This is a genomic window from Streptomyces sp. NPDC107575 (genome assembly GCF_055657265.1).
Genome location: NZ_JBVKBG010000006.1, coordinates 271982 through 293435 on the forward strand (window position 1 = coordinate 271982; position 21454 = coordinate 293435).

The 21454-nt window shown below is 72.5% G+C and carries 17 protein-coding genes and 1 riboswitch; of the genes, 5 read left to right on the forward strand and 12 right to left on the reverse strand.

What is annotated here, in order from left to right; genetic code table 11:
- Window positions 1-5 precede the first annotated feature (5 nt).
- Window positions 6-3689 (reverse strand): cobaltochelatase subunit CobN, encoded by a 3684-nt coding sequence (cobN, locus tag ACZ7L4_RS30710; protein ID WP_472107722.1) that lies wholly within the window; start codon window positions 3687-3689, stop codon window positions 6-8.
- Between the two features lie 54 nt (window positions 3690-3743).
- Window positions 3744-3837: riboswitch (cobalamin riboswitch) on the reverse strand.
- A 97-nt stretch (window positions 3838-3934) separates the two neighbouring features.
- Between cobN and cobG the strand changes: the two genes are divergently transcribed.
- From cobG to cobJ, 3 genes are read left to right on the forward strand one after another with little or no spacing between them, the layout of a single operon-like run.
- Window positions 3935-5179, forward strand: coding sequence for a precorrin-3B synthase (cobG, locus tag ACZ7L4_RS30715; protein WP_472107724.1), 1245 nt, complete (start codon window positions 3935-3937; stop codon window positions 5177-5179).
- An 8-nt stretch (window positions 5180-5187) separates the two neighbouring features.
- Entirely contained in the window at window positions 5188-5838 is a 651-nt protein-coding gene (locus ACZ7L4_RS30720; RefSeq protein WP_472107726.1) for a precorrin-8X methylmutase, read from the forward strand.
- Complete coding sequence (cobJ, locus tag ACZ7L4_RS30725) at window positions 5835-7358, forward strand: precorrin-3B C(17)-methyltransferase (RefSeq protein ID WP_472107728.1); 1524 nt, start codon at window positions 5835-5837, stop codon at window positions 7356-7358. Before ACZ7L4_RS30720 ends, cobJ begins: the two co-directional genes overlap by 4 nt.
- Window positions 7359-7390: 32 nt before the next feature.
- Here the strand turns inward: cobJ and ACZ7L4_RS30730 are convergent, their stop codons facing one another.
- Complete coding sequence (locus tag ACZ7L4_RS30730) at window positions 7391-8131, reverse strand: cobalt-precorrin-6A reductase (protein WP_472107729.1); 741 nt, start codon at window positions 8129-8131, stop codon at window positions 7391-7393.
- 11 nt (window positions 8132-8142) lie between these two features.
- Here ACZ7L4_RS30730 and ACZ7L4_RS30735 point away from each other — a divergent pair, with 11 nt between their 5' ends.
- Window positions 8143-9282: a cobalt-precorrin-5B (C(1))-methyltransferase gene (locus ACZ7L4_RS30735; RefSeq protein WP_472107731.1), complete on the forward strand. Its 1140-nt coding sequence runs from the start codon at window positions 8143-8145 to the stop codon at window positions 9280-9282.
- Here ACZ7L4_RS30735 and ACZ7L4_RS30740 read toward each other — a convergent pair.
- From ACZ7L4_RS30740 to cbiE, 9 genes are all read right to left on the reverse strand, one after another.
- Window positions 9267-10310: a hypothetical protein gene (locus ACZ7L4_RS30740; RefSeq protein WP_472107733.1), complete on the reverse strand. Its 1044-nt coding sequence runs from the start codon at window positions 10308-10310 to the stop codon at window positions 9267-9269. The two genes, ACZ7L4_RS30735 and ACZ7L4_RS30740, sit on opposite strands and share 16 nt — an antisense overlap.
- 58 nt (window positions 10311-10368) lie before the next feature.
- Entirely contained in the window at window positions 10369-10878 is a 510-nt protein-coding gene (locus ACZ7L4_RS30745; protein ID WP_472107735.1) for a SigE family RNA polymerase sigma factor, read from the reverse strand.
- Window positions 10879-10962: 84 nt separating this feature from the next.
- A complete protein-coding gene (locus ACZ7L4_RS30750) occupies window positions 10963-12255 on the reverse strand; it encodes an ABC transporter permease (RefSeq protein WP_472107737.1) in 1293 nt (430 codons plus the stop codon).
- On the reverse strand, window positions 12252-12956 hold the full coding sequence (locus ACZ7L4_RS30755) for an ABC transporter ATP-binding protein (RefSeq protein WP_472107739.1): 705 nt from the start codon (window positions 12954-12956) through the stop codon (window positions 12252-12254). The genes ACZ7L4_RS30750 and ACZ7L4_RS30755 overlap by 4 nt, the downstream gene beginning before the upstream one ends.
- Window positions 12953-14422 (reverse strand): efflux RND transporter periplasmic adaptor subunit, encoded by a 1470-nt coding sequence (locus tag ACZ7L4_RS30760; protein ID WP_472107741.1) that lies wholly within the window; start codon window positions 14420-14422, stop codon window positions 12953-12955. The genes ACZ7L4_RS30755 and ACZ7L4_RS30760 overlap by 4 nt, the downstream gene beginning before the upstream one ends.
- 60 nt (window positions 14423-14482) lie before the next feature.
- The gene (locus ACZ7L4_RS30765) at window positions 14483-15439 is read right to left on the reverse strand and encodes a hypothetical protein (protein ID WP_472107743.1); all 957 of its coding nucleotides are present in this window, start codon (window positions 15437-15439) and stop codon (window positions 14483-14485) included.
- A gap of 149 nt (window positions 15440-15588) precedes the next feature.
- Complete coding sequence (locus tag ACZ7L4_RS30770; RefSeq protein ID WP_472107745.1) at window positions 15589-15987, reverse strand: hypothetical protein; 399 nt, start codon at window positions 15985-15987, stop codon at window positions 15589-15591.
- Between the two features lie 434 nt (window positions 15988-16421).
- Entirely contained in the window at window positions 16422-17177 is a 756-nt protein-coding gene (cobM, locus tag ACZ7L4_RS30775) for a precorrin-4 C(11)-methyltransferase (RefSeq protein ID WP_472107746.1), read from the reverse strand.
- Window positions 17174-18418 carry a precorrin-6y C5,15-methyltransferase (decarboxylating) subunit CbiE gene (gene cbiE, locus ACZ7L4_RS30780; protein ID WP_472107748.1) on the reverse strand — a complete coding sequence of 415 codons (1245 nt, stop codon included), beginning with the start codon at window positions 18416-18418 and terminating at the stop codon, window positions 17174-17176. Before cbiE ends, cobM begins: the two co-directional genes overlap by 4 nt.
- 270 nt (window positions 18419-18688) lie before the next feature.
- Between cbiE and ACZ7L4_RS30785 the strand changes: the two genes are divergently transcribed.
- Complete coding sequence (locus tag ACZ7L4_RS30785; protein ID WP_472107749.1) at window positions 18689-20491, forward strand: DUF6049 family protein; 1803 nt, start codon at window positions 18689-18691, stop codon at window positions 20489-20491.
- On the opposite strand, the gene ACZ7L4_RS30790 is transcribed toward ACZ7L4_RS30785, so the two are convergent.
- Window positions 20492-21454 carry a S8 family peptidase gene (locus ACZ7L4_RS30790; protein ID WP_472107751.1) on the reverse strand — a complete coding sequence of 321 codons (963 nt, stop codon included), beginning with the start codon at window positions 21452-21454 and terminating at the stop codon, window positions 20492-20494. It lies immediately after the preceding gene.

Consider the following 21454-nt stretch of genomic DNA (forward strand, 5'->3'; position numbering starts at 1 on the left):
GACGGTTACTCGTCGGACTCCAGGTCGCCCTCCGTCTCCAGGTACACCTGGCGGAGGGCCTCCAGCGTCTGCGGGTCCGGCTTCTCCCACATGCCGCGCGACTCGGCTTCGAGCAACCGCTCGGCGATTCCGTGCAGGGCCCACGGGTTGTTCTCGGAGAGGAACTGGCGGTTCGTCTCGTCGAGGACGTACGTCTCGGTCAACTTGTCGTACATCCAGTCGGCGATGACGCCGGTCGTGGCGTCGTAGCCGAACAAGTAGTCCACCGTCGCGGCGAGTTCGAAGGCGCCCTTGTAGCCGTGGCGGCGCATCGCCTCGATCCACTTGGGGTTCACGACGCGGGCCCGGAAGACGCGGGACGTCTCCTCGACGAGGGTGCGGGTCTTGACCGTCTCCGGGCGTGTGGAGTCGCCGATGTACGCCTCGGGGGCGGTCCCGCGCAGCGCGCGCACGGTGGCGACCATGCCGCCGTGGTACTGGAAGTAGTCGTCGGAGTCCGCGATGTCGTGCTCGCGGGTGTCGGTGTTCTTGGCGGCGACGGCGATCCGCTTGTAGGCGGTCTCCATCTCGGTGCGGGCCGACCTGCCCTCCAGGCCGCGGCCGTACGCGTAACCGCCCCACACCGTGTAGACCTCGGCGAGGTCGGCGTCGGTGCGCCAGTCCTTGGAGTCGATCAGCTGGAGGAGACCGGCGCCGTACGTGCCCGGGCGCGAGCCGAAGATACGGGTCGTGGCCCGGCGCTCGTCGCCGTGCTCGGCGAGGTCGGCCTGGGTGTGGGCCCGTACGTGGTTGATCTCGGCCGGTTCGTCGAGCGACGCGGCGAGGCACACCGCGTCGTCGAGCAGGCCGATGGTGTGCGGGAACGCGTCGCGGAAGAAGCCGGAGATCCGGAGGGTGACGTCGACGCGGGGGCGGTTCAGCTCCTCGTACGGGATCGGCTCCAGGCCGGTGACGCGGCGCGAGGCGTCGTCCCAGACGGGGCGGATGCCGAGGAGGGCGAGGGCCTCCGCGATGTCGTCGCCTGCGGTGCGCATGGCGCTGGTTCCCCACAGGGAGAGGCCCACGGAGGTGGGGTACGCGCCGTTGTCGTCCTTGTACCGGGTGAGGAGGCTGTCGGCGAGGGCCTGTCCGGTCTCCCAGGCGAGGCGGCTCGGGACGGCCTTCGGGTCGACGGAGTAGAAGTTCCGCCCGGTCGGCAGCACGTTGACGAGTCCGCGCAGCGGGGACCCGGACGGGCCCGCCGGCACGAAGTTGCCGTTGAGGGCACGGACGGCGTTGGTGAGCTCGTCGGTGGTGGCGCTCAGCCGGGGAACCACCTCGCGAGCCGCGAACTCCAGGATTGCCGCAACACCATCAAGCCCCGCACTTGGACGAGAGCCCGCGGGGTCCGGGGCGGAGCCCCGTGGCGTGGGGGCGGACGTGGCGAGAACGTCCGGTACCGCCGCCGGGTCCCAGTCCGCCGCTTCCATCGCCTCGACGAGGGCGCGGGCCGCGGCCTCCGCGTCGTCGGCAGACGTACGGGTCGCCGCGGATTCGTCCAGGCCCAACGCCTCCCGCAGACCCGGAAGCGCCTGGGACCCGCCCCAGATCTGGCGGGCCCGCAGGATCGCCAGGACCAGGTTGACCCGGTCCGCCCCGGCCGGGGCGGAGCCCAAGACGTGCAGGCCGTCGCGGATCTGCGCGTCCTTGACCTCGCACAGCCACCCGTCGACGTGCAGGAGGAAGTCGTCGAAGCCGTCGTCGTCGGGCCGGGCCTCGAGGCCCAGGTCGTGGTCGAGCTTCGCCGCCTGGATCAGCGTCCAGATCTGGGCCCGGATGGCCGGCAGCTTCGCCGGGTCCATCGAGCTGATCTGGGCGTATTCGTCGAGGAGTTGCTCGAGGCGGGCGATGTCGCCGTAGGAGTCCGCGCGGGCCATCGGCGGCACCAGGTGGTCGATGAGCGTGGCGTGCACGCGCCGCTTGGCCTGCGTGCCCTCGCCCGGGTCGTTGACCAGGAACGGGTAGATGAGCGGGAGGTCACCGAGCGCGGCGTCCGGGCCGCACGCCGCCGAGAGCCCCGCGTTCTTGCCCGGCAGCCACTCCAGGTTGCCGTGCTTGCCGAGGTGGATCATCGCGTCCGCGCCGAACCCGCCGTCGCCTGAGGACGCCGCGATCCAGCGGTACGCCGCCAAGTAGTGGTGGGACGGCGGGAGATCGGGGTCGTGGTAGATCGCGATCGGGTTCTCGCCGAAGCCGCGCGGCGGCTGGATGAGGATGAGCAGATTGCCGCGCCGCAGCGCCGCGAGGACGATGTCGCCCTCGGGATTGCGCGAACGGTCCACGAACATCTCGCCGGGCGCCGGGCCCCAGTGCCGCTCGACGCTCTCCCGCAGCTCCTGCGGCAGCGTCGCGTACCAGCGCTTGTAGTCGGCGGCCGGGATGCGGACCGGGTTCTTCGCGAGCTGCTCCTCGGTCAGCCACTCCTGGTCGTGGCCGCCCGCGTCGATGAGCGCGCGGATCAGCTCGTCGCCGTCGCCGGAGGCGAGCCCGGGGATCTCGGCCCGGTCCCCGAAGTCGTAGCCCTCGTCGAGGAGTCGGCGCAGCAGCGCGACCGCGGAGGCGGGGGTGTCGAGGCCCACCGCGTTGCCGATGCGCGAGTGCTTCGTCGGGTAGGCGGACAGGACGAGCGCGAGCTTCTTGTCCTGCGCGGGGATGTGCCTGAGGCGGGCGTGCCGCACGGCGATCCCGGCGACGCGGGCCGCGCGCTCGGGGTCGGCGACGTACGCCGGGAGCCCGTCCTCGTCGAGCTCCTTGAAGGAGAACGGGACGGTGATGAGGCGGCCGTCGAACTCGGGCACCGCGATCTGGCTCGCGGCGTCCAGCGGCGAGACGCCCTCGTCGTTCTCCTCCCAGTCGGCACGGGAGGAGGTCAGGCACAGGGCCTGGAGGATCGGCACGTCGAGCTGCGTGAGCGCGCCCGCGTCCCACGACTCGTCGTCGCCGCCGGCGCTCGCCTCGGCCGGGCGGGTGCCGCCCGCCGCGAGGACCGTCGTGACGATCGCGTCGACGGGGCGCAGGGCGTCGATCAGCTCCGGCTCGGGCGCGCGGAGGGAGGCGACGTACAGCGGGAGCGGCCGGGCGCCCGCGCGCTCGATCTCGTCGCAGAGGGCGTGCACGAACGACGTGTTCCCGCTCATGTGGTGGGCGCGGTAGTACAGCACGGCGACCGTGGGGGCGCCGTCGTGCCGCACCGAGTCCGCGCGCTCCAGCTCGCCCCAGGTCGGCGCGGCGACCGGCGGCTCGAAGCCGTGTCCGGTCAGCAGCACCGTGTCGGAGAGGAAGCGGGCCAAGTGGTCGAGGTTGGCCGGGCCGCCGTGCGCCAGGTACTTGTGGGCCTCGGCCGCGATGCCGACCGGGACGGTCGAGGAGGCCATCAGCTGGGCGTCGGGGGCCTGTTCACCGGTGAGGACGACCAGCGGAAGCCCGGCGGCGGTCAGCCGGTCGATGCCGTCCTGCCAGGCGCGGACGCCGCCGAGGAGGCGCACGACCACCAGGTCCACGCCTTCGAGGAGGCCCGGCAGGTCCGTCTCCACATCGATGCGGGAGGGGTTCTCGAAGCGGTACGCGACCGGGGCGCCTGCGGCGTTGGCCGCACGCGCGCTGAGCAGGTCGGTGTCCGACGTCGACAGGAGCAGGAGCTGCTGAGGCATGCGTCGTCTGGCCTTCCTCGGGGTGTCCGCGCCCCGGGTGGTCGTTGATGCAGGGAGTTCCTGGCTCGCTCTCCGGGTGGAGAGTTCACAGTGGCGGGACCGCGCCGGATTCGCACCGGGCTTCCTCCCCTGTCGCCGTCGCCGGCGACGGCCGACCGGGTACGGGCAGCCACCGAGCATCGTACGGTGCCGGGCGACGACCTGGTACGGGGTGGTGGAATCAGTCCCTAGGTATGCTCCCCGGCATGTCCCCCTCCCCCATATCCGTGCCGCCCTCAGGACCGGGCGACGCCTGCCCCGGTGCTTTGCGTCTGCATAGCGCCGATGACGGGTTTCTCGCGCGGGTGCGGATCCCCGGCGGGGTGCTGGACCTGGTGCAGGCGCGGGCGCTCGGCGAGGCGGCGGAGCGACTCGGGGACGGGATGCTGCATCTCACCTCGCGGGGCAATGTGCAGTTGCGGGGTTTGCGCGACGGGTGCGGGGGTGAGCTCGCGGACCGCCTTGGGGCGGCGGGGCTGCTGCCGTCGGCGGCGCACGAGCGGGTGCGGAACGTGGTGGCTTCACCGTTGTCCGGGCTCGACGGCCGCGGGTTCGTGGATGTGCGGGAGTGGTTGACCGGGCTCGACGCGGCGCTGTGTGCGAGTTCCGTCACGCCGGAATTGTCCGGGAGGTTTCTGTTCGGGTTGGACGACGGGCGGGAGGACGTATCGGGCCTCCGCCCGGATGTGCTGGTTCGTGGGGTGCCGTCGGGCGACGCGGAGGTGTCCGTCGGCGACGCGCGGTTCCGGGTTCCGTTCGGCGGGGCGGCGGTTGCGGCGGTCGCCGCGGCGGAGGTTTTCGTTGCGGTTGCGCGTGAGGCGGATGGGCGGGTGTGGCGGGTGGCCGAACTTGCCGAGTCCGCGGACGAGTTGACCCGTCGCCTGTCCACCCACTTGTTGTTGACGCCACGGGGCTCCGCCCCGGACCCCGCGCCTCAATCGCCGGCGGGGCTTGATGATGCCGACCGAGCCTTGGGCAATCTGCCGCCTGGGGCGGCAGGGTGGGCAAGGCGGCCCCCGGCGCCGCGCGCCGATGACGACGGCGCCAGCCACGGGTTCGTCGCGGTAGGCGTGCCGTTCGGGGCGCTGCGCGGCGACCAGTGGGCGGCGCTCCTCGCGACCGCCGACCAGGAGATCCGGCTGACGCCCTGGCGAGGCGTCGTCGTACCCGGAGGGAACGCGGACGACCTCACCCGCGTCGGCCTCGTCGTCGACCCCGACTCCCCGTGGAACCGCGTCGCGACCTGCATCGGACACCCCGGCTGCGCCAAGTCCCACGCCGACGTCCGCCGCGACGCCGCCGCCCGCATCGACGACGCCCACCCGACCCTCCCCACCTACTGGTCCGGCTGCGAACGCCGCTGCGGCCACCCCGTGGGCCCGTACGTCGACGTCGTGGCCCGCCCCGACGGCGGATACACGACAACCGTCCCCCATCACACCGAGAGCTGAGAGCAACCGTGTTCGACTACGAGAAGGACGGCGCGGCGATCTACCGCGAGTCCTTTGCCACGATCCGCGCGGAAGCCGCGGACGGACTCGCGGCGCTGCCCGCCGACGTCGCCCAGGTGGCGGTCCGCATGATCCACGCCTGCGGCCAGGTGGATCTCGTACAGGACATCGGCTGGTCGACCGGCGTCGTGGCGAACGCGCGGGCCGCGCTGCGTGCCGGGGCGCCCATCCTGTGCGACGCCCACATGGTCGCGAGCGGCGTCACCCGCAAGCGTCTCCCCGCCGACAACGACGTGATCTGCACGCTGCGCGAGCCCGAAGTCCCGGACCTCGCCCGCGAGTTGGGCACCACCCGCAGCGCCGCCGCCCTCGAACTGTGGCGCGACCGCCTCGACGGCGCCGTCGTCGCCATCGGCAACGCGCCCACCGCGCTCTTCCACCTCCTGGAAATGATCGCGAAGGGCGCGCCGAAGCCCGCCGCCGTGCTCGGCATACCCGTCGGCTTCGTCGGAGCCGCCGAGTCCAAGGAGGCCCTGGCCGTGAACGAACTCGGCCTCGAACACCTCGTCGTACGCGGCCGGCGTGGCGGCAGCGCCATGACCGCCGCCGCGCTGAACGCCCTCGCGACCGAGGCGGAGATCATGGAGGACCGGGCATGAACGACTCCCCTTCCCAGCAGGGCAAGCTGTACGGCGTCGGGCTCGGGCCCGGCGATCCGAATCTGATGACGGTCGCGGCCGTGAAGGCGATCGCCTCCGCCGACGTCATCGCGTACCACTGCGCGCGCCACGGGCGTTCCATCGCCCGCTCGATCGCCGCGGAGCACATCCGCGAGACGCAGATCGAGGAGCGGCTGATGTACCCGCTCACCGTCGAGACGACCGACCACCCCGGCGGCTACCGGGGCGCGCTCGACGACTTCTACGAGGAGGCGGCCGCCACCCTCGCCGCGCACCTCTACGCCGGGCGCACGGTCGCCGTGCTCGCCGAGGGCGACCCGATGTTCTACGGCTCGTACCAGCACATGCACAAGCGGCTCGCCGACCGCTTCGAGACGACCGTCATCCCCGGTGTCACGTCCATCAGCGCCGCCGCCGCGCGGCTCGGGCAGCCGCTGTGCGAGGACAAGGAGACGCTGACCGTCATACCCGGCACGCTGCCGGAGGACGAGCTGTCCGCGCGGATCGCCGCGGCGGACTCCGCTGTGGTCATGAAGCTGGGGCGTACGTTCACCAAGGTGCGGGCGGCGATCGAGAGTTCGGGCCGCCTCGACGACGCCCGGTATGTCGAGCGGGCCTTCATGGAGGGTGAGCGGACGGGCGCGCTCGCCGACATCGACCCGTCCTCCGTGCCGTACTTCTCCGTCGCCGTGCTGCCCTCCCGGATCGACGCGGAGCCGGTCACGGACCCCGACCCGGCGCGCGGCGAGGTCGCGGTCGTCGGCACGGGTCCCGCGGGCGCGCCCTGGCTGACGCCCGAGTCGCGCGGGGCGCTGGCGAACGCCGACGTCCTCGTCGGCTACACGACGTACCTCGCGCGCGTGCCGCAGCGTCCCGGTCAGGTGCGGCACGGTTCGGACAACAAGGTCGAGTCCGAGCGCGCCGAGTTCGCGCTCGACCTGGCGCGGCGCGGGCACCGGGTCGCGGTGGTCTCCGGGGGCGACCCCGGGGTCTTCGCGATGGCCACGGCGGTGCTCGAGGTCGCGTCGGAGGAGCGGTACGCGGGGATTCCGGTGCGGGTCCTGCCCGGGGTGACCGCGGCGAACGCCGCCGCGGCGAAGGCGGGCGCGCCCCTCGGCCACGACTACGCCACGATCTCCCTCTCGGACCGGCTCAAGCCGTGGGAGGTCATCGCGGAGCGCTTGCGGACCGCTGCCGCGGCGGATCTGGTGCTCGCCCTCTACAACCCCGGTTCGCGCAGCCGTACGTGGCAGGTGGGCAAGGCACGGGAGCTGCTCCTCGAACTGCGCCTGCCGGACACGCCGGTCGTTCTCGCCCGGGACGTGGGCGGGCCGGAGGAGTCGGTCCGGGTCGTGCGGCTCGCGGACCTGGATCCGGAGGTCGTCGACATGCGTACGCTTCTGATCGTCGGCTCGTCCCAGACCCAGGCGGTCGTCCGTGCGGACGGCCGCACGGTGACGTGGACCCCACGCCGCTACCCGGAACCCGACACCGTGTGACGCCCACGGGGCTCCGCCCCGGACCCCGCTGCTCAATCGCCGCAGAGGCTTGATTCTGCCCACTCGGTGGCCTCGGCCACGGTCTTGGCCACCGGGACCCCCTCGGGGACCGGGGGGCGGCGGACCACGACCACCGGGATGGATGCCTCGCGTGCGGCGACCAGTTTCGGGGAGGTCGCGGCGCCGCCGCTGTCCTTGGTCACCAGGATGTCGATGGCGTGGTCCGCGAGGACGGCGCGTTCGCCGGGCAGCGTGAACGGGCCCCGGTCGAGCAGGACCTCCATTCGCGGCGGGAACGGCGGCTCCGGCGCGTCCACGGACCGTACGAGGAAGTGCGCGTCGTCGACGTGGGAGAACGCGGCGAGGCCCATCCGGCCGGTCGTGAGGAAGACCCGGCCCGCCCCCCGTACCGCCTCCGCGGCCTCCGCGAGGGAGCCGACCTCCCGCCAGTCGTCGCCCGCACCCGGCACCCAGCCGGGCCGGCGCAGCGCGAGCAGGGGAACATGGGCGGTGGCGGCGGCCCGCGCCGCGTTGAAACTGATCGTCTCGGCGAAGGGATGGGTGGCATCGATGACCGCAGACACCGCGTGCTCGCGGATCCAGTCCGCCATCCCTTCGGCTCCGCCGAACCCACCGATCCGCACCTCACCGGCCGGCAGCCGGGGCGCCGCGACGCGCCCCGCGAGCGAGCTGGTCACGCGGACCCGCGGGTGCAGGGCCTCGGCCAGGCCCCGGGCCTCGGTCGTCCCGCCGAGAATCAACACGTGCGGCATCGGGGAACTCCATGAGCGGTGAGACAGCGGCGAAGGGTGGGCGCGGGGCCCAACTCAAGCACACCGGCCTGCGGCCCGGCTGGACGACCGGTGCCTGCGCGACCGCCGCGACCACGGCCGCGTACACGGCGCTGCTGACCGGCGCGTTCCCCGACCCCGTGACGATCACGCTGCCGAGGGGCCAGACGCCGTCGTTCGCCCTGGCCGTCGAGTCCCACGACGGGGAGTCCGCGACGGCGGGCGTGGTCAAGGACGCGGGCGACGACCCGGACGTCACGCACGGCGCGCTCGTACGGTCCACTGTGCGGCGCCTCCCGCCCGGCGAGGGAGTGGTGTTCAAGGCCGGTCCCGGCGTCGGCACGGTCACCCGGCCCGGGCTTCCGCTGCCGGTCGGCGAGCCCGCCGTCAATCCGGTGCCGCGCGAGATGATCCGCACGCACATCGCGGAGGTCGCGGCCGCGCACGGGGCCCCCGGCGACGTGGAGGTCACCCTCTCCATCGACCACGGCGAGGAGATCGCCCGCTCGACCTGGAACCCGCGGCTCGGGATCCTCGGCGGTCTGTCGGTGCTCGGCACGACGGGGATCGTCGTGCCGTACTCGTGCTCGGCGTGGATCGACTCGATCCGGCGCGGCGTGGACGTGGCGCGGGCCGCGGGGCGTACGCATGTCGCGGGCTGCACCGGCTCGACGTCCGAGAAGACGGTCGTGCGTGAACACGGGCTGCCCGAGGACGCGTTGCTCGACATGGGCGATTTCGCGGGCGCGGTCCTGAAGTACATCCGCCGCCATCCGGTCGACCGGCTGACCATCTGCGGCGGCTTCGCCAAGCTGTCCAAGCTGGCGGCGGGCCATCTGGATCTGCACTCGGGGCGGTCGCAGGTCGACAAGGCCTTCCTGGCGGACCTGGCGCGCCGGGGCGGTGCGTCGGAGGCCCTCGCCCAGGAGATCGCCGAGGCCAACACCGGCCTCGCCGCCCTCCAACTGTGCACGGCGGTGGGCGTCCCGCTGGGCGACCTGGTGGCGGCGACGGCCCGCGACGAGGCCCTCGCGGTGCTGCGCGGCGCCCCGGTCGCGGTGGACGTCATCTGCATCGACCGGGCGGGGAACGTGGTGGGGCGCAGCGACGCCGCCGGTCACGACGGGCTCTGAGCGTCCTCGTTCACGGACGGGTCCACCCACGGCTGCCACTTCGTGCTCGCGGCGACGGTCGCCACCTGCGCGGCGCTGAGCGGCGGGGCCGCCGCGACCGCCGGGCCGTGCTTGCTGTCCGCGCTGTTGGAAGCGGTGACGACGACGCGGGTGCCGTCCTTGCGGAGCACGTCGCTGGTGCGCCGGACCAGCTTCCCCGACCTCTCCTCGTAACTGATCCGCACCGAGCCGTCCGCGAGGTTGCGTACGTCGCAGGACGTCTGCCGCACCCCGCTCTCCCGGCGGGCCTCGCAGGAGTAGAAGGTCCGGAGCTGAGCCTTGGTGACCGGGTGGAGTGCCTTGCCCTTCCCCGAGTCCCCCGATGCCTCCTTCGAGCCCCTCGACGCCTCCTTCGCCGCCGCCGACTTGTCCGGGGCGGTGGCGCCGCTCTTGTCCTGTTTCCCGGTCCCGGTCCCGCTTTCCGCGTTCTTGCGCGCGGCGTCCTTGGTCAGCGCGTCGACCGTGACGAGCTGGAAGCCGCCCTCCACGCTCACCGTCACCTCCGTCCCGCCGCCCTCGCCGGTGACGAGCAGCCGCCCGCCCGCGTTCGCTGCCCGCTCCTTGCCCGCCGGACCGTCCCACCACTGGTAGCCGCCGGTGGCGGGGTCACCGGGCAGCAGCGACTCGAGGACGGCCACGGACGCCTTCCCGGTGAGGGCCTCCTTTCCGGCGGGCGCGGAGATCCGCGCGGCGGCCGGCGAGAAGTCGGGGAGGGTGACGACCGGGTCGGAGCCCCGGGCCACGGACGTTCCGTCGCCGCCGCCCGGCAGGATCACGCCCGTCAGCGCCCCCGCGGTGAGCCCCACCGCGACGGTCAGTCCCGCGGAGGCCCACAGGGCCCGCCTGCGCCGCCTCATCCGTCGCCCCCTGGCCAGTCCGCCCGCCACCAAGTCCGTTCCGGGGGGCGGGAGTTCACGGCCGTACGTCTCAAGGAGCCGCCCCACGCGGGGCGCGAACTCCTGCTCTTCCCCGTTCATGGGTGAGTTCATGGGTGAGTTCATCGGCGAGTTCATGGCCGATCGGTCCCTTCCCCTCAGTGATCGGTGATCAGTGACTGACGAGAGCGTCGTACTCGCCGCCCAGCGACGCGCGGAGCTGCGCCAGCGCACGCATGCTGCGGATCCGCACGCTGCCCGCGCTCATCCCCAGGTCAGCCGCCGCCTGGGCGACGCTGCGGTCCTCCCAGTAGCGCAGCACGACCACGGCCCGGTCCTTCGGCGTCAGCTGCGCCAGGGCCCCGGCCAGGGCGATCCGCAGGGCGGGATCGTGGGAGGCGGACGGGTTGTCCGGCATCCGGTCCACGGGCTTCTCGTACGTCCGATGCAGCCGGACATGCGAGAGGTAGGTGCGCATCAGCATCGTGCGCACGTACGCCTGTGGACTGTCCGCCTTGCGGACCCTCCCCCAGGACACGAAGACCTTGCCCAGGGTCGTCTGCACCAGGTCCTCGGCCAGATGCCAGTCGCCGCAGACGAGAAGGGCGGACCGGAAGAGGCGCGGGCTCACGGCTCGCATGAAGGACTCGATCTCCGCATCCCTACGAGCTGATCCACCCATGGGTCTCCCTCTCCCGACAGCGCGTCCGCTCCCACATCAGTCATGACGCCGCGGGCCTGCCGTCGCGTTACGCGCCCGCCCGAACTAGCGGCGCAACGCCTCCGCCGGCTGGATGCGGGAGGCCCGCCACGCCGGGTAGAGACCGGCCACGAGGCCGGTGACCAGACCGATGACGGGGGCCGCCGCCACCGTCGTCGGATGGACCACGGGCGTCCAGTCGCGCGCGACGGCGACACCCACCACCGTCAGGGTGCCGAGACTGGTGCCGATCAGCCCGCCGAGCGCGCCCAACGCCCCTGATTCGGCGAGGAATTGGAGCGTGATGTGGCCGCCCCGCGCACCGAGCGCCCGCCGCAGCCCGATCTCACCGGTCCGTTCGAGGACGGCGACCAGGGTGGTGTTGGCGATGCCGACGGCCCCGATGACCAGGCAGATCGCGGCGAGCAGGAGGAAGAGCTGCTGAAGGTCCGAGGTCACATGGGAACGCAGCGTCTTGGGGTCCGGTGGCGGCTCGGCCTTGAAGTACTCGGGGTGGTCGGGGCGCAGCGCGGTCGGCGCCACCTTCGCCACCTGCTGCGCGGCGCCGATCTCCGTGGCGATGAGCATCTTCGCGCCGCCCGCGCCGGGTTCGCCCCACAGCTTCACCGCGGTGGAACGGGGGACGACGACCGAAAGCAGCAGATCGGCCTTGCGCTTCACGTCGTCGATGATGCCGACCACGGTGAACGGCTGGTCGCCGATGAAGATCGCGGGGTGCGTCTCGAGCGTCGTGATGCCGAGCCGCGAGGCCATCCCGGCGCCGATCATGACGACGGGCTGCGCCGTGCGCTCCGCGTAGGCGTCATACACCCGGCCCTGCGCCACGTGCGGGACCGCCGCCTCGATGACGCCGGGAGAGGCGGCGACGATGTCCGCGCGTTCGCCCGACGCGGCGTCGCCGACCGGCGAGGAGCGGATCGTCGCGTCGGTGCCGCGGGTGTCGACCGTCCAGTAGACACCCGCGTGTTCGACGCCGGGCAGCCGCTCGACGCGGGCGTCGGAGTCGCCCGGGAACGCGAGGCGGACGAACTCGTTCTGCTCGATGCCGATGTCCTCGATGTCGACCTCGGTCGCGGTCAGGATGTTGAAGCGCGCGTCGATCTGGGAGGACGTGGTGGCGGTGAGGCCGAGGATCGCCACGAAGGTGCCCACCCCGAGGACCGTGCCGAGCGCGGTGAGCGCCGAGCGCGCGGGCCGCTGCAACATGCCGGCGACGGACTCGCCCAGCAGGTCGCGCGGGGCGAGGACGGAGGGGGCGACGGGACCCGAGCCGCGGCGTCCGCCCGAGCGGCGCCACGGCCACCGTACGGAGGGTCCGCGCCGTCTGCGGTGGTTCACGTGGCGGCCACCTGCTCGTGGAGGACCCCGTCGCGGATGGCGACCGTGCGGGCGCCCCGCGCGGCGACGGTGGGGTCGTGGGTGATGACCAGGACCGTCATCCCCGCTCCGTGCAGCTCTTCGAGGAGGCCGAGGACCGATTCCGCGTTCCTGCTGTCCAGGTTGCCGGTCGGCTCGTCGCAGAGCAGCAGCGAGGGGCGGGAGACCAGGGCGCGGGCGATCGCGACGCGCTGGCGTTCCCCGCCGGACAGCCGGGTGGGCAGGGAGTCGACGCGGTGTCCGAGGCCGACCCGCTCCAGTGCCTGCCGGGCGCGGTCCGCGCGCTCGGCGCGCGGCGTGCCGTTGTAGACCATGGCGAGCAGGACGTTCTCGGACGCGCTGCGGTGCGGCAGCAGATGGAAGGACTGGAAGACGAACCCGATGCGGCGGCCGCGCAGCGCGGTGCGGTCGCCGTCCCTGAGCGTGCCGATGTCGATGCCGTCGAGCAGGTACGTGCCCTCGGTGGGGGCGTCGAGCAGTCCCACGATGTTCAGGAAGGTCGACTTCCCGGAGCCGGACGGGCCGATCACCGTGACGAACTCGCCCTCCTCGATACGGATGTCGCAGGGCCTGAAGGCCGGTACCGGCGGCGGGCCCGGGTAGGTGAGACCCACCTGACGGAACTCGATGACGGGGGCGCCGGACCGCCCGGCGGGCGTCATCGCCCGGCCCCGGTGGCGGCCGACTTCACTCCCGTGACCACCTCGTCGCCCTCGGCGAGCCGTGCGCCGGCGGCCGGGGTCACCGCCACGAATCCGTCTCCCGACGTGCCCGTGCGCACCTCCACCCGGCGCTGCGCACCACCTTTTTGACGGACCGTCACCACGGTGCTGCCGTCGCCGGCCGAGGAGACCGCCGTCACCGGCACCACCAGGGCCTCGCCCTTCGTGGACGCCGCCTCGACGGTCAGCCGGACGTCCTGCCCCACCGTGTCGCCGGGCAGCGCCTTGTCCGGGGTGACCACCATCAGATAGCCCTGCGCCGCGCTGTCGCCGCCGGAACCCGAACCCGATCCGGCACCGGCGCCTTCGCCGGAACCAGCGTCGGCCCCCTGCCCCGCGGCACCGTCCTGCGCGGCGGCCATGGTGTCCGCCACCGAGCGGACCGACGCGCTCGTCGTGAACCCCGTCGCCTCCGAGCGGATCTCCACCTTCTGCCCGGCCCTGACCAGGCCCTTCTGGGACTCCTGGAGGTAGCCGTCGACGGCGAGGCGGCCCGCGGAGACCGTCATCACCTTGCCGGTGGCCGTCGAGCCGAGCACCGCGTTCACGCTGTCGACGCGGGCGGGGAAGCCGGACAGATACACGACCTCCGATGCGGGCAGCATCGGCCCCGCCGCCACCTGCGCGCGCTCCAGCCTGTCGCGCGCCAGCTGGAGATCCTCCGCGGCCCGGTCCACGGCCTTGCGGGTCTCGTCGTCGGCGTGCTCGTCCCGGGCGTCCTTGGCGTCCTCCCACGCGCGGTCGGCCGTGGTGACGGCGTCCTGCGCGGCCTGCACCGTCGCGGCGCCGTCGCTCTGCGCGGACACCGGGCTGTAGCCGATCGACGCGTAGAACGCGGCGAGGGCGCTCTTGGTCCCCGCCCCGAACGTCCCCGAGCCGTCGCTTCCGGTCGCGTGCCCCAACCCCGCGAGCGCGCGCTGGAGTTGGGCCACGTCGGCGCCCTTGGAGCCCGGCTTGAGGTCGCGGTAGACCGGCACCCTGCCCTTGAGGGCGAACACCGGGCGGCCGGATATCTCGGTCAGGACCTGCCCCGCCCGGACCCGCGTGCCCACCGGCCTGGGCGCCTTGGTGACCACGGAACCGGTCGTGCCCTCCGTGCCGCCGCCTGCCGGTGCCACGTCGACGGTCTGCCCGGCCACCACCGTGCCCCGCAGGATCACGGAGTCCTTCAGCACCCGCTTCTCCACCGGAGCAGTCAGTACGGCCTCGGCCGGCGCCTTCGCGTCCGCCGCGGCCTGCGCAGGGGACTTCACGACGAACGAGGCGGCGATCCCGGCCCCGGTCAGCAGCACCGCCGCCGCGGCCACGACCGCCACCCACTTCCGCTTCCGCGACAGGCCCCGGTCCGCGGTGGCGAGGGGTTCCTCGGGTGTCAACTGGCCTACGTGTTGTGCTGGTTGGGACACGGCACCTCTCCAGGCCGGACGAGCTCTTCGACTGCTTGACGCCTCGGGAGCGCCCCGGCGTTACGAGACCTCGGCCATCAGCTTGAGCTGCTTCTCCTTGGCCTTCTTCGCCTCTGCGAGGGCCTGCGCGTCCTGCTCGATCATCTGGTTCTGGTAGGCGACCTCGACGGTGTACCAGGTCCCGACGACGTTGTTCTCGACCTTGCAGGCGACGTCCGCCGCCGCGACCCGGCGCTCCTTGGCGGTGGCGACGGCCGCCTTCTGCCATTCGGGGTCGTCCCCGGCCTTCATCGGGTCGGCGTAGCTGTAGCCCTGCTTCTTCATGCAGGCCGACCACTTCGCGAAGACGGCGCGGACGCGTTCGTCCTCGTAGGACTTGGCCCAGCTGTTGGTGTTGACCTTGGTGGCGGTCGCGTCGCCGCCGTAGGACTGCTCCCCGGAAGCGCCGAGCTTCGCCCGCGCCTCCCCGATGCAGCCACCGGCGGGGACCTTCTTGCCCTGGTAGTCCTGACCGCCCTTCGCGGCGCTGGACCCGGGCTTCACGTTCGGGTCGTCGGTGCCGGTCAGCACCATGTTGGCGGTCCGGCTCAGCTCTTGCGGCTTGGTCCGCCGTGCCGTCTTCTCCGAACCGGCCGGCTTGTACCCGTGGGTGGCGACGGCGTCGGCGTCCGTCACGCCGTACCGGAACTGCGTACGGCTCTTCGGGCGGAACGCCTGCTCCGCCGCGGGCACCCGGTACGCGATGCCGAAACGCTCCATGCACCTCTCGCGCAGCGTGAACTCGGCCTGCTGCATCTTGTCGAGCTGGTCGTCACTCATCAGATACGCGTCGATGGGCAGCGACTTGTCCGTGACCGACGTCAGCTTCGGCACGGAGGCGACCTTGGGAGTGCCCGTGCCGCCCTCGGACGAGGCGTTCGCCGATCCGTCCGCGTCGTCGCTGCATCCGGCCAGCACCGCGACGGCGACCGTCGCTCCGAGCAGGGCCAGGGGAAGGCGGAGGCTGCTGGTGCGCATGATGGTGAACGTCCTTGACCTGTTTGAGGTTCGACGAAGAGGGGACTCGCTAGACTTCCGGCCGCGGAGGTGCGCTGCCCAGCTGCATTGGGCAGCGCACCTCTTGCTCGATGTGCTCGACTTGGCTCAGCTCGCTCGGAGCGGTCGGCCTAGTAGAACTTGCCCGACGCGTTGTCGTTCTTCAGCGACGTGTTCAGGTTCGCCGCACCACCGGCCGGGATCGACTGGGACACACCCGTGTAGTTGCTGTTGTAGTAGATGCGGATTCCGTTGTAGAAGTCCCAGTTGTCGACGGAGGCGGTGTTGTTCTTGACCGGGAGACCGGCGCCCGCACTGCCCGAGGCACTCGCGCTGAAGTAGTAGCCCGAGTAGTTGGCGATGTTGAAGTACTGCCGGTAGAAGGCGCCGGAGTAGTTGCTGTTGTAGTACAGGCAGGCGTAGCCGCTGGTGCAGGACTCCGCCGCCATGGCCGTACCGGACGTGCTGAGGGCCGTACCGACGCCGGCCAGGGCGACCGCCGAGGCGACGGCCAGGTTTCTGAGGCGCATGGACTTCCTTTCAGGGTGTCTGGAATGCGCGAAACAAGCAGCCGACAGCGGTCGCGGTCCGGTCTCCAACTGACCGAAGGAAAAGGGAAGTTGGGTACGTTCGACCGCTTCGAATCGCTTCGACCGCCGCGGCTCGGCCCGAAACCTAACTCCCCCGGCACCCCGGTAGCGAGATCCACTTTCCCCGTGGCCGGAAACCGGCTGCCCGGCGCTCGGCGATCACCCCGGCGAGGCCGCCGTGCACACGAAAGGGCACGTCAACGACCTCGGTCCAGACCATTTCCGGAAGAGCGCCGGTCGCGCGTCCACTTCGCGAAACGGACTAAATAATCATGTATCGCACAGCGGAGGGAATTCCTCCACCAAACGGCCCCTTGGCAATCTTGACCGGTTTTGAACGCCCGATACGCCCCCGGGCTGCGCCTCTGACCGAGTCACACCTCTGAGCAGTCGCGGTCGCGCTCCGTCGAGTACAGGTGGCTGTCCCGGAACTGGGAGGCGCCCAGCGTGCGGCCCACGATGATGACGGCCGTGCGCAGCACGCCCGACCCCTTCACCTGGTCCGCGATGTCGGCGAGGGTGCCGCGCAGCACCAGTTCGTTCTCGCGGCTGGCGTAGGCGACGACCGCCGCAGGGCAGTCCGCGCCGTAGTGCGGGAGCAGGTCGTCGACGATCCGGTCCACGTACCGCGCGCCCAGGTGCAGGACGAGCAGCGCCCCGCTCGCCCCGAGCGTCGCCAAGTCCTCGCCGGCAGGCATCGGCGTGGCCTGCTGGGCGATCCGGGTCAGGATGACCGTCTGGCCGACCGTGGGCACCGTCAGCTCGCGCTTCAGCGCCGCTGCCGCCGCCGCGAACGCCGGCACCCCGGGCACCACCTCGTACGGAATGCCGAGCGCGTCCAGGCGCCGCATCTGCTCGGCCACCGCGGAGAACACCGACGGGTCCCCGGAGTGCAGCCGGGCCACGTCGTGACCGGCCTCGTGGGCCGCCGCGAACTCCCGCTCGATGGCGTCGAGGTCGAGGTTGGCCGTGTCGATCAGCCGCGCGTCCGGCGGGCATTCGGCGAGGAGTTCGGCCGGGACCAGCGAACCCGCGTACAGGCACACCTGGCAGTCCGCGAGCGTGCGCGCGCCGCGGACCGTGATCAGGTCGGCGGCGCCGGGGCCCGCCCCGATGAAATAGACCGTCATGCCTGTCCTACCTCTGTCTTCGTTACGGACCATTGCGTGACCGGCATCGCCTGCCGCCACCCCGTGAAGCCGCCGACCGGCACCGCGTGCGCGACGGACAGCTTCACCAGTTCGCCGCCGTGGCTCCGGTACCAGCCGGCGAGGAGCGCCTCGGATTCGAGGGTGACCGTGTTGGCCACCAGGCGGCCGCCCGGCGCGAGCGCCGCCCAGCAAGCGTCCAGCAGTCCGGGGGCCGTGAGGCCGCCACCGATGAACACGGCTTCGGGGGAAGGGAGTTCGGCGAGGGCTGCCGGGGCCGGTCCGGTCACGACGGTCAGGCCCGGCACCCCGAGCCGCGCCGCGTTCCGGCCGATGCGGGCGGCGCGTTCCCCGTCGCGCTCCACGGCGTACGCGCGGCAGGACGGGTGCGTGCGCAGCCACTCGATGCCGATCGAGCCGGAGCCGCCGCCGATGTCCCACAGCAGCTCGCCGGGCGCGGGGGCGAGCGCGGCGAGGGTCGCGGCGCGCACGTGGCGCTTGGTGAGCTGGCCGTCGTTCTCGTACGCGGCGTCGGGCAGGCCCGGCGCCGCGCCGAGGCGCAGGGCGTCGGGGGCGCGGCGGCAGTCGACGGCGATGACGTTCAGCGGGTCACCGGGGGCGTGCGTCCAGGCCTCGGCCACCCCCTCGTACGACGACTCCTCCTCGGCGCCGAGGCGTTCGAGGACCGTCAGGCGGCTCGGCCCGAAGCCCCGGTCCGTCAGCAGCTTCGCGACCTCGGCGGGGGTGTCCGCGCCCGCCGAGAGGACGAGGACGCGGCGGCCGTGGTGCAGCGCGGCGGCGAGCCGGTCGGCCGGGCGGCCCACCAGCGTGACCACCTCGGTCTCCTCGACGGACCACCCGAGGCGCGCGCAGGCGTACGACACGGAGGACGGGTGCGGCAGGACGTGCAGCGCGGCGGCGCCGACGGTTTCGACGAGCGTGCGGCCGATCCCGTAGAACATCGGGTCCCCGCTGGCCAGGACGGCGACGCGACGCCCCGCGTGGCGCGCCAGGAGGCCGGGCACGGCGGGCCGCAGCGGGGAGGGCCAGGGGACGCGTTCGCCCGCGCACTCCGGCGGGAGCAGGTCGAGCTGGCGGGGCCCGCCGACGACCACGTCCGCGGTACGGAGGACCTCGCGGGACGCCTCCGGCAGTCCCGGCCAGCCGTCCGCGCCGATTCCGACGACGGTCACGGCCGGTATGGCGGGGTCGGGGGGAGTCACGGCCGATTACCTCAGGTGGGGGGCGTCAAGAACGTCAACGTCGGCCCGACTCTATCGGGCGACAACGACGAGACTTTTGAGCCCTGTGATGGACGGGACATTCGAGACCTTGGTGATGGGGCATTTCAAGCCACTGCGCCGATTGAGCAGCGGGGTCCGGGGCAGCGCCCCGAGGCGTGAGCGACGCGCCGCAAGCCGGTACGGTCCCCGCCCCCGACACCCCCACCGTGTTACCTCAGAGCGATCGGCACCAGCGGGAGGCAGGACGACATGGCGGGATACGGGACGGCACGGGCCTGGGCCCTGACCGCCATGGTGGTCGGGGCCACGGCCCTCCCCGGCACCACGCCGGAGGCCACCGCCGCGGAGGACCCCGCGCCGACCGCCGTCGTCTGGCCGGTGACCACGACCCCGCACATGACGGCCGCCGCCCTCGGCTCGGGCCCGAACGCGAAGCCCGTCTTCGACGACGACTCGCTCGCCGGCCTGTTCGCGCCCGGCGGCCGGCTGCGCGAGGTCGTCGAGGCGGGCAAGGGCCGCGACGTCAGCTGGGCGCTCGACCCGGACGTGGTGATCGCCGCGCAGGAGATGTCGACCGGCTACCGCGTCGCGAAGAACGCCGACTCCGCCTCCCCGCAGGACACCACCGAGGGCACGGGGCAGAGCGCGGCCCGCGCCTGGCTCAGTGCGCTGAGGGAGGCCGTGAAGGGCCGCGAGGTCTGGCTCCTCCCCTACGCCGACACGGACCTCGCCTCTCTGGCCCACCACCCCGGCACGGACACCGACGACCTCACGGAGGTCGTGTCCGGGCTCGCGGCCGACGCGAAGAAGCGGGTCGACCGGATCCTCGACGCCAAGACCCGCTCCGGGCTCGGCTGGCCCGCCGACGGCGCGCTCGACTCCGACGTGACCTCGCTCGGCGCCAAGTTGGGTGTGACGCGGGTCCTCGCCTCGGGCCAGGGGCTCACGCCCGCGGACACCGAACCGGTGACCTTGGGCAGCGGCGACGACGCGATGACGGCGCTGCCCTACGAGGCCGACCTCACGGCCGCGCTCGGCCGCCTCAAGGACCGGGCGCCCGAACCCACCGCTTCCGCATCGCCCTCGCCCTCCCCCTCGCCCGGCGACTCCACGTCGTCCCCGAGCCCGAGCGCCTCCGCGAGCCCCGACACCGCGGGGAAGGCCACCGTCGAGCACATCACCGCGCTCGTGAAGGCGAACGCCCGCCCCGTCCTCGTACCGCCCCGCAATCTGTCGGGCACGGCGGCGGACGCGCTCGGTGCGGCCATCGACTCCGGCACCGATGACGGCTGGCTCGACCTCCAGGACCTGCGCGCGGCCGACGACGACCCGGTGAAGGGGAAGGCCGGGTCCCCGTCCGCGTACCCCTCGCGGCTGCGCGACAGCGAGTTGAGCAGAGAGCAGCTGACCGACGCCGCGGGCGATCTGGACCGGCTCGCGACCCTCAGCAAGGTGCTCGCCGACCCGAAGGACACCACGGAGTCCGTGCACGCGGCGATGGCCCGCGCCCTGGCCACGGCCTGGCGGGTCGAGGAGGACTCGGCACAACAGACGTTCCAGGACCGTACGACGGACTTCCTGGCGACGTCGGTGACGTCGCTGCGCCTGGTGCCGAAGACCACCGTCACCGTCACGTCGGGCGACGCCTCGATCCCGGTCACGGTCGACAACGCGCTGCAGCAGGAGGTCTCCGGGCTCGAACTGCGCGTCACGTCGAGCGACTCCGAGCGCCTCAAGGTCAACGACGACGAGATCTCCGTGTCGGCCGAGGGCTCGGCGAGCCACACCTCCCAGATCGACGTCACCGCGAAGGCCAACGGCAAGGCGCATCTGACGGCCCAGCTCTACACGACGAGCGACGGCAAGCCGTGGGGCGAGGAGATGACCTTCGAGGTCGACGTGACGTCGGTGTCGTCCGGGGCGATCGCCGTGGTGGCGGCGGGCGTCGGGCTCATCGTCCTGGCCGCGGCGTTCCGGATGCGCCAGATGCGCCGGCGCAATGGGAACGGGAACGGCCAGGACGAGAGCGCGAGCAAGACCGACTCCGACTAATTACGAGTCCTTGTCCGCCTTCTTCACCGCCGCCTCCGCGTCCACGATGCCGAGGCCCAGCTTGTCGTTCTTCTTCGGGTTGACGGCCGTGTCCCGGATCGTGGAGATGATCTCGTCGGGGTCGAGCCCCTGGTGGTGCAGGAGCGCCGCGAGCGCGGAGACGTAGGGCGCCGCCATCGACGTGCCGGAGAGCTTCCCGTAGCCGGACGTGTCCTTCAGGGTCTCCTTCGTCGTGTACGTCGGCAGCGTCGAGAGGATGTCCTCGCCCGGGGCCGAGACGGCCTGCTCCGCGCCGAAGTTGGAGAAGTCGGCCGCCGTGCCCTTCTCGGTGCTCGCGCCGACGACCAGGACCGGCGTCTGCACCTTGTACGGCTGGGTGTCCGCGCCGTCGTTGCCCGCCGCGGCGACGACCACCGCGCCCTTGTCGTGGGCGTGCTGGATGGCCTGGTTGAGGATGCCGCCCTGGAGCAGCTTCGTCATCAGGACGCCCTCGCCGAGCGAGAGGTTGATGACGTCGGCGCCGTGGTCGGCGGCCCAGACGATGCCCTTGGTGATGTTGCCGTTGGATCCCGAGCCGTTCGCGCCGAGCACCCGCACCGGCATGATCTTGGCGCCGGGCGCGCCGCCCGCGACGCCGACGCCGTTGTCGGTGTGGGCGGCGGCGATGCCGGAGACGTGCGTGCCGTGGCCGTTGAGATCCTTGGGGTCGTCGTCGCCGTCGACGAAGTCGTGGCCGTCGACGAGCCTGCCCTTGAGGTCGGGATGGTCGGTGGCGACGCCGGAGTCGACGACGGCGATCACCGTGTCGTCGCCCTTCGACGTGTCCCAGGCGTCCGGAAGTTTCATCGCGTCGAGGGCCCACTGGTCCTTCCGCATGGGGTCCGGCTTGCTGTCGTCCCCGCAGGCGGTCAGGAGCAGGAGGCTGGCGACGGTGGCGGCGACGAGCGGTGTACGGATGCGCAT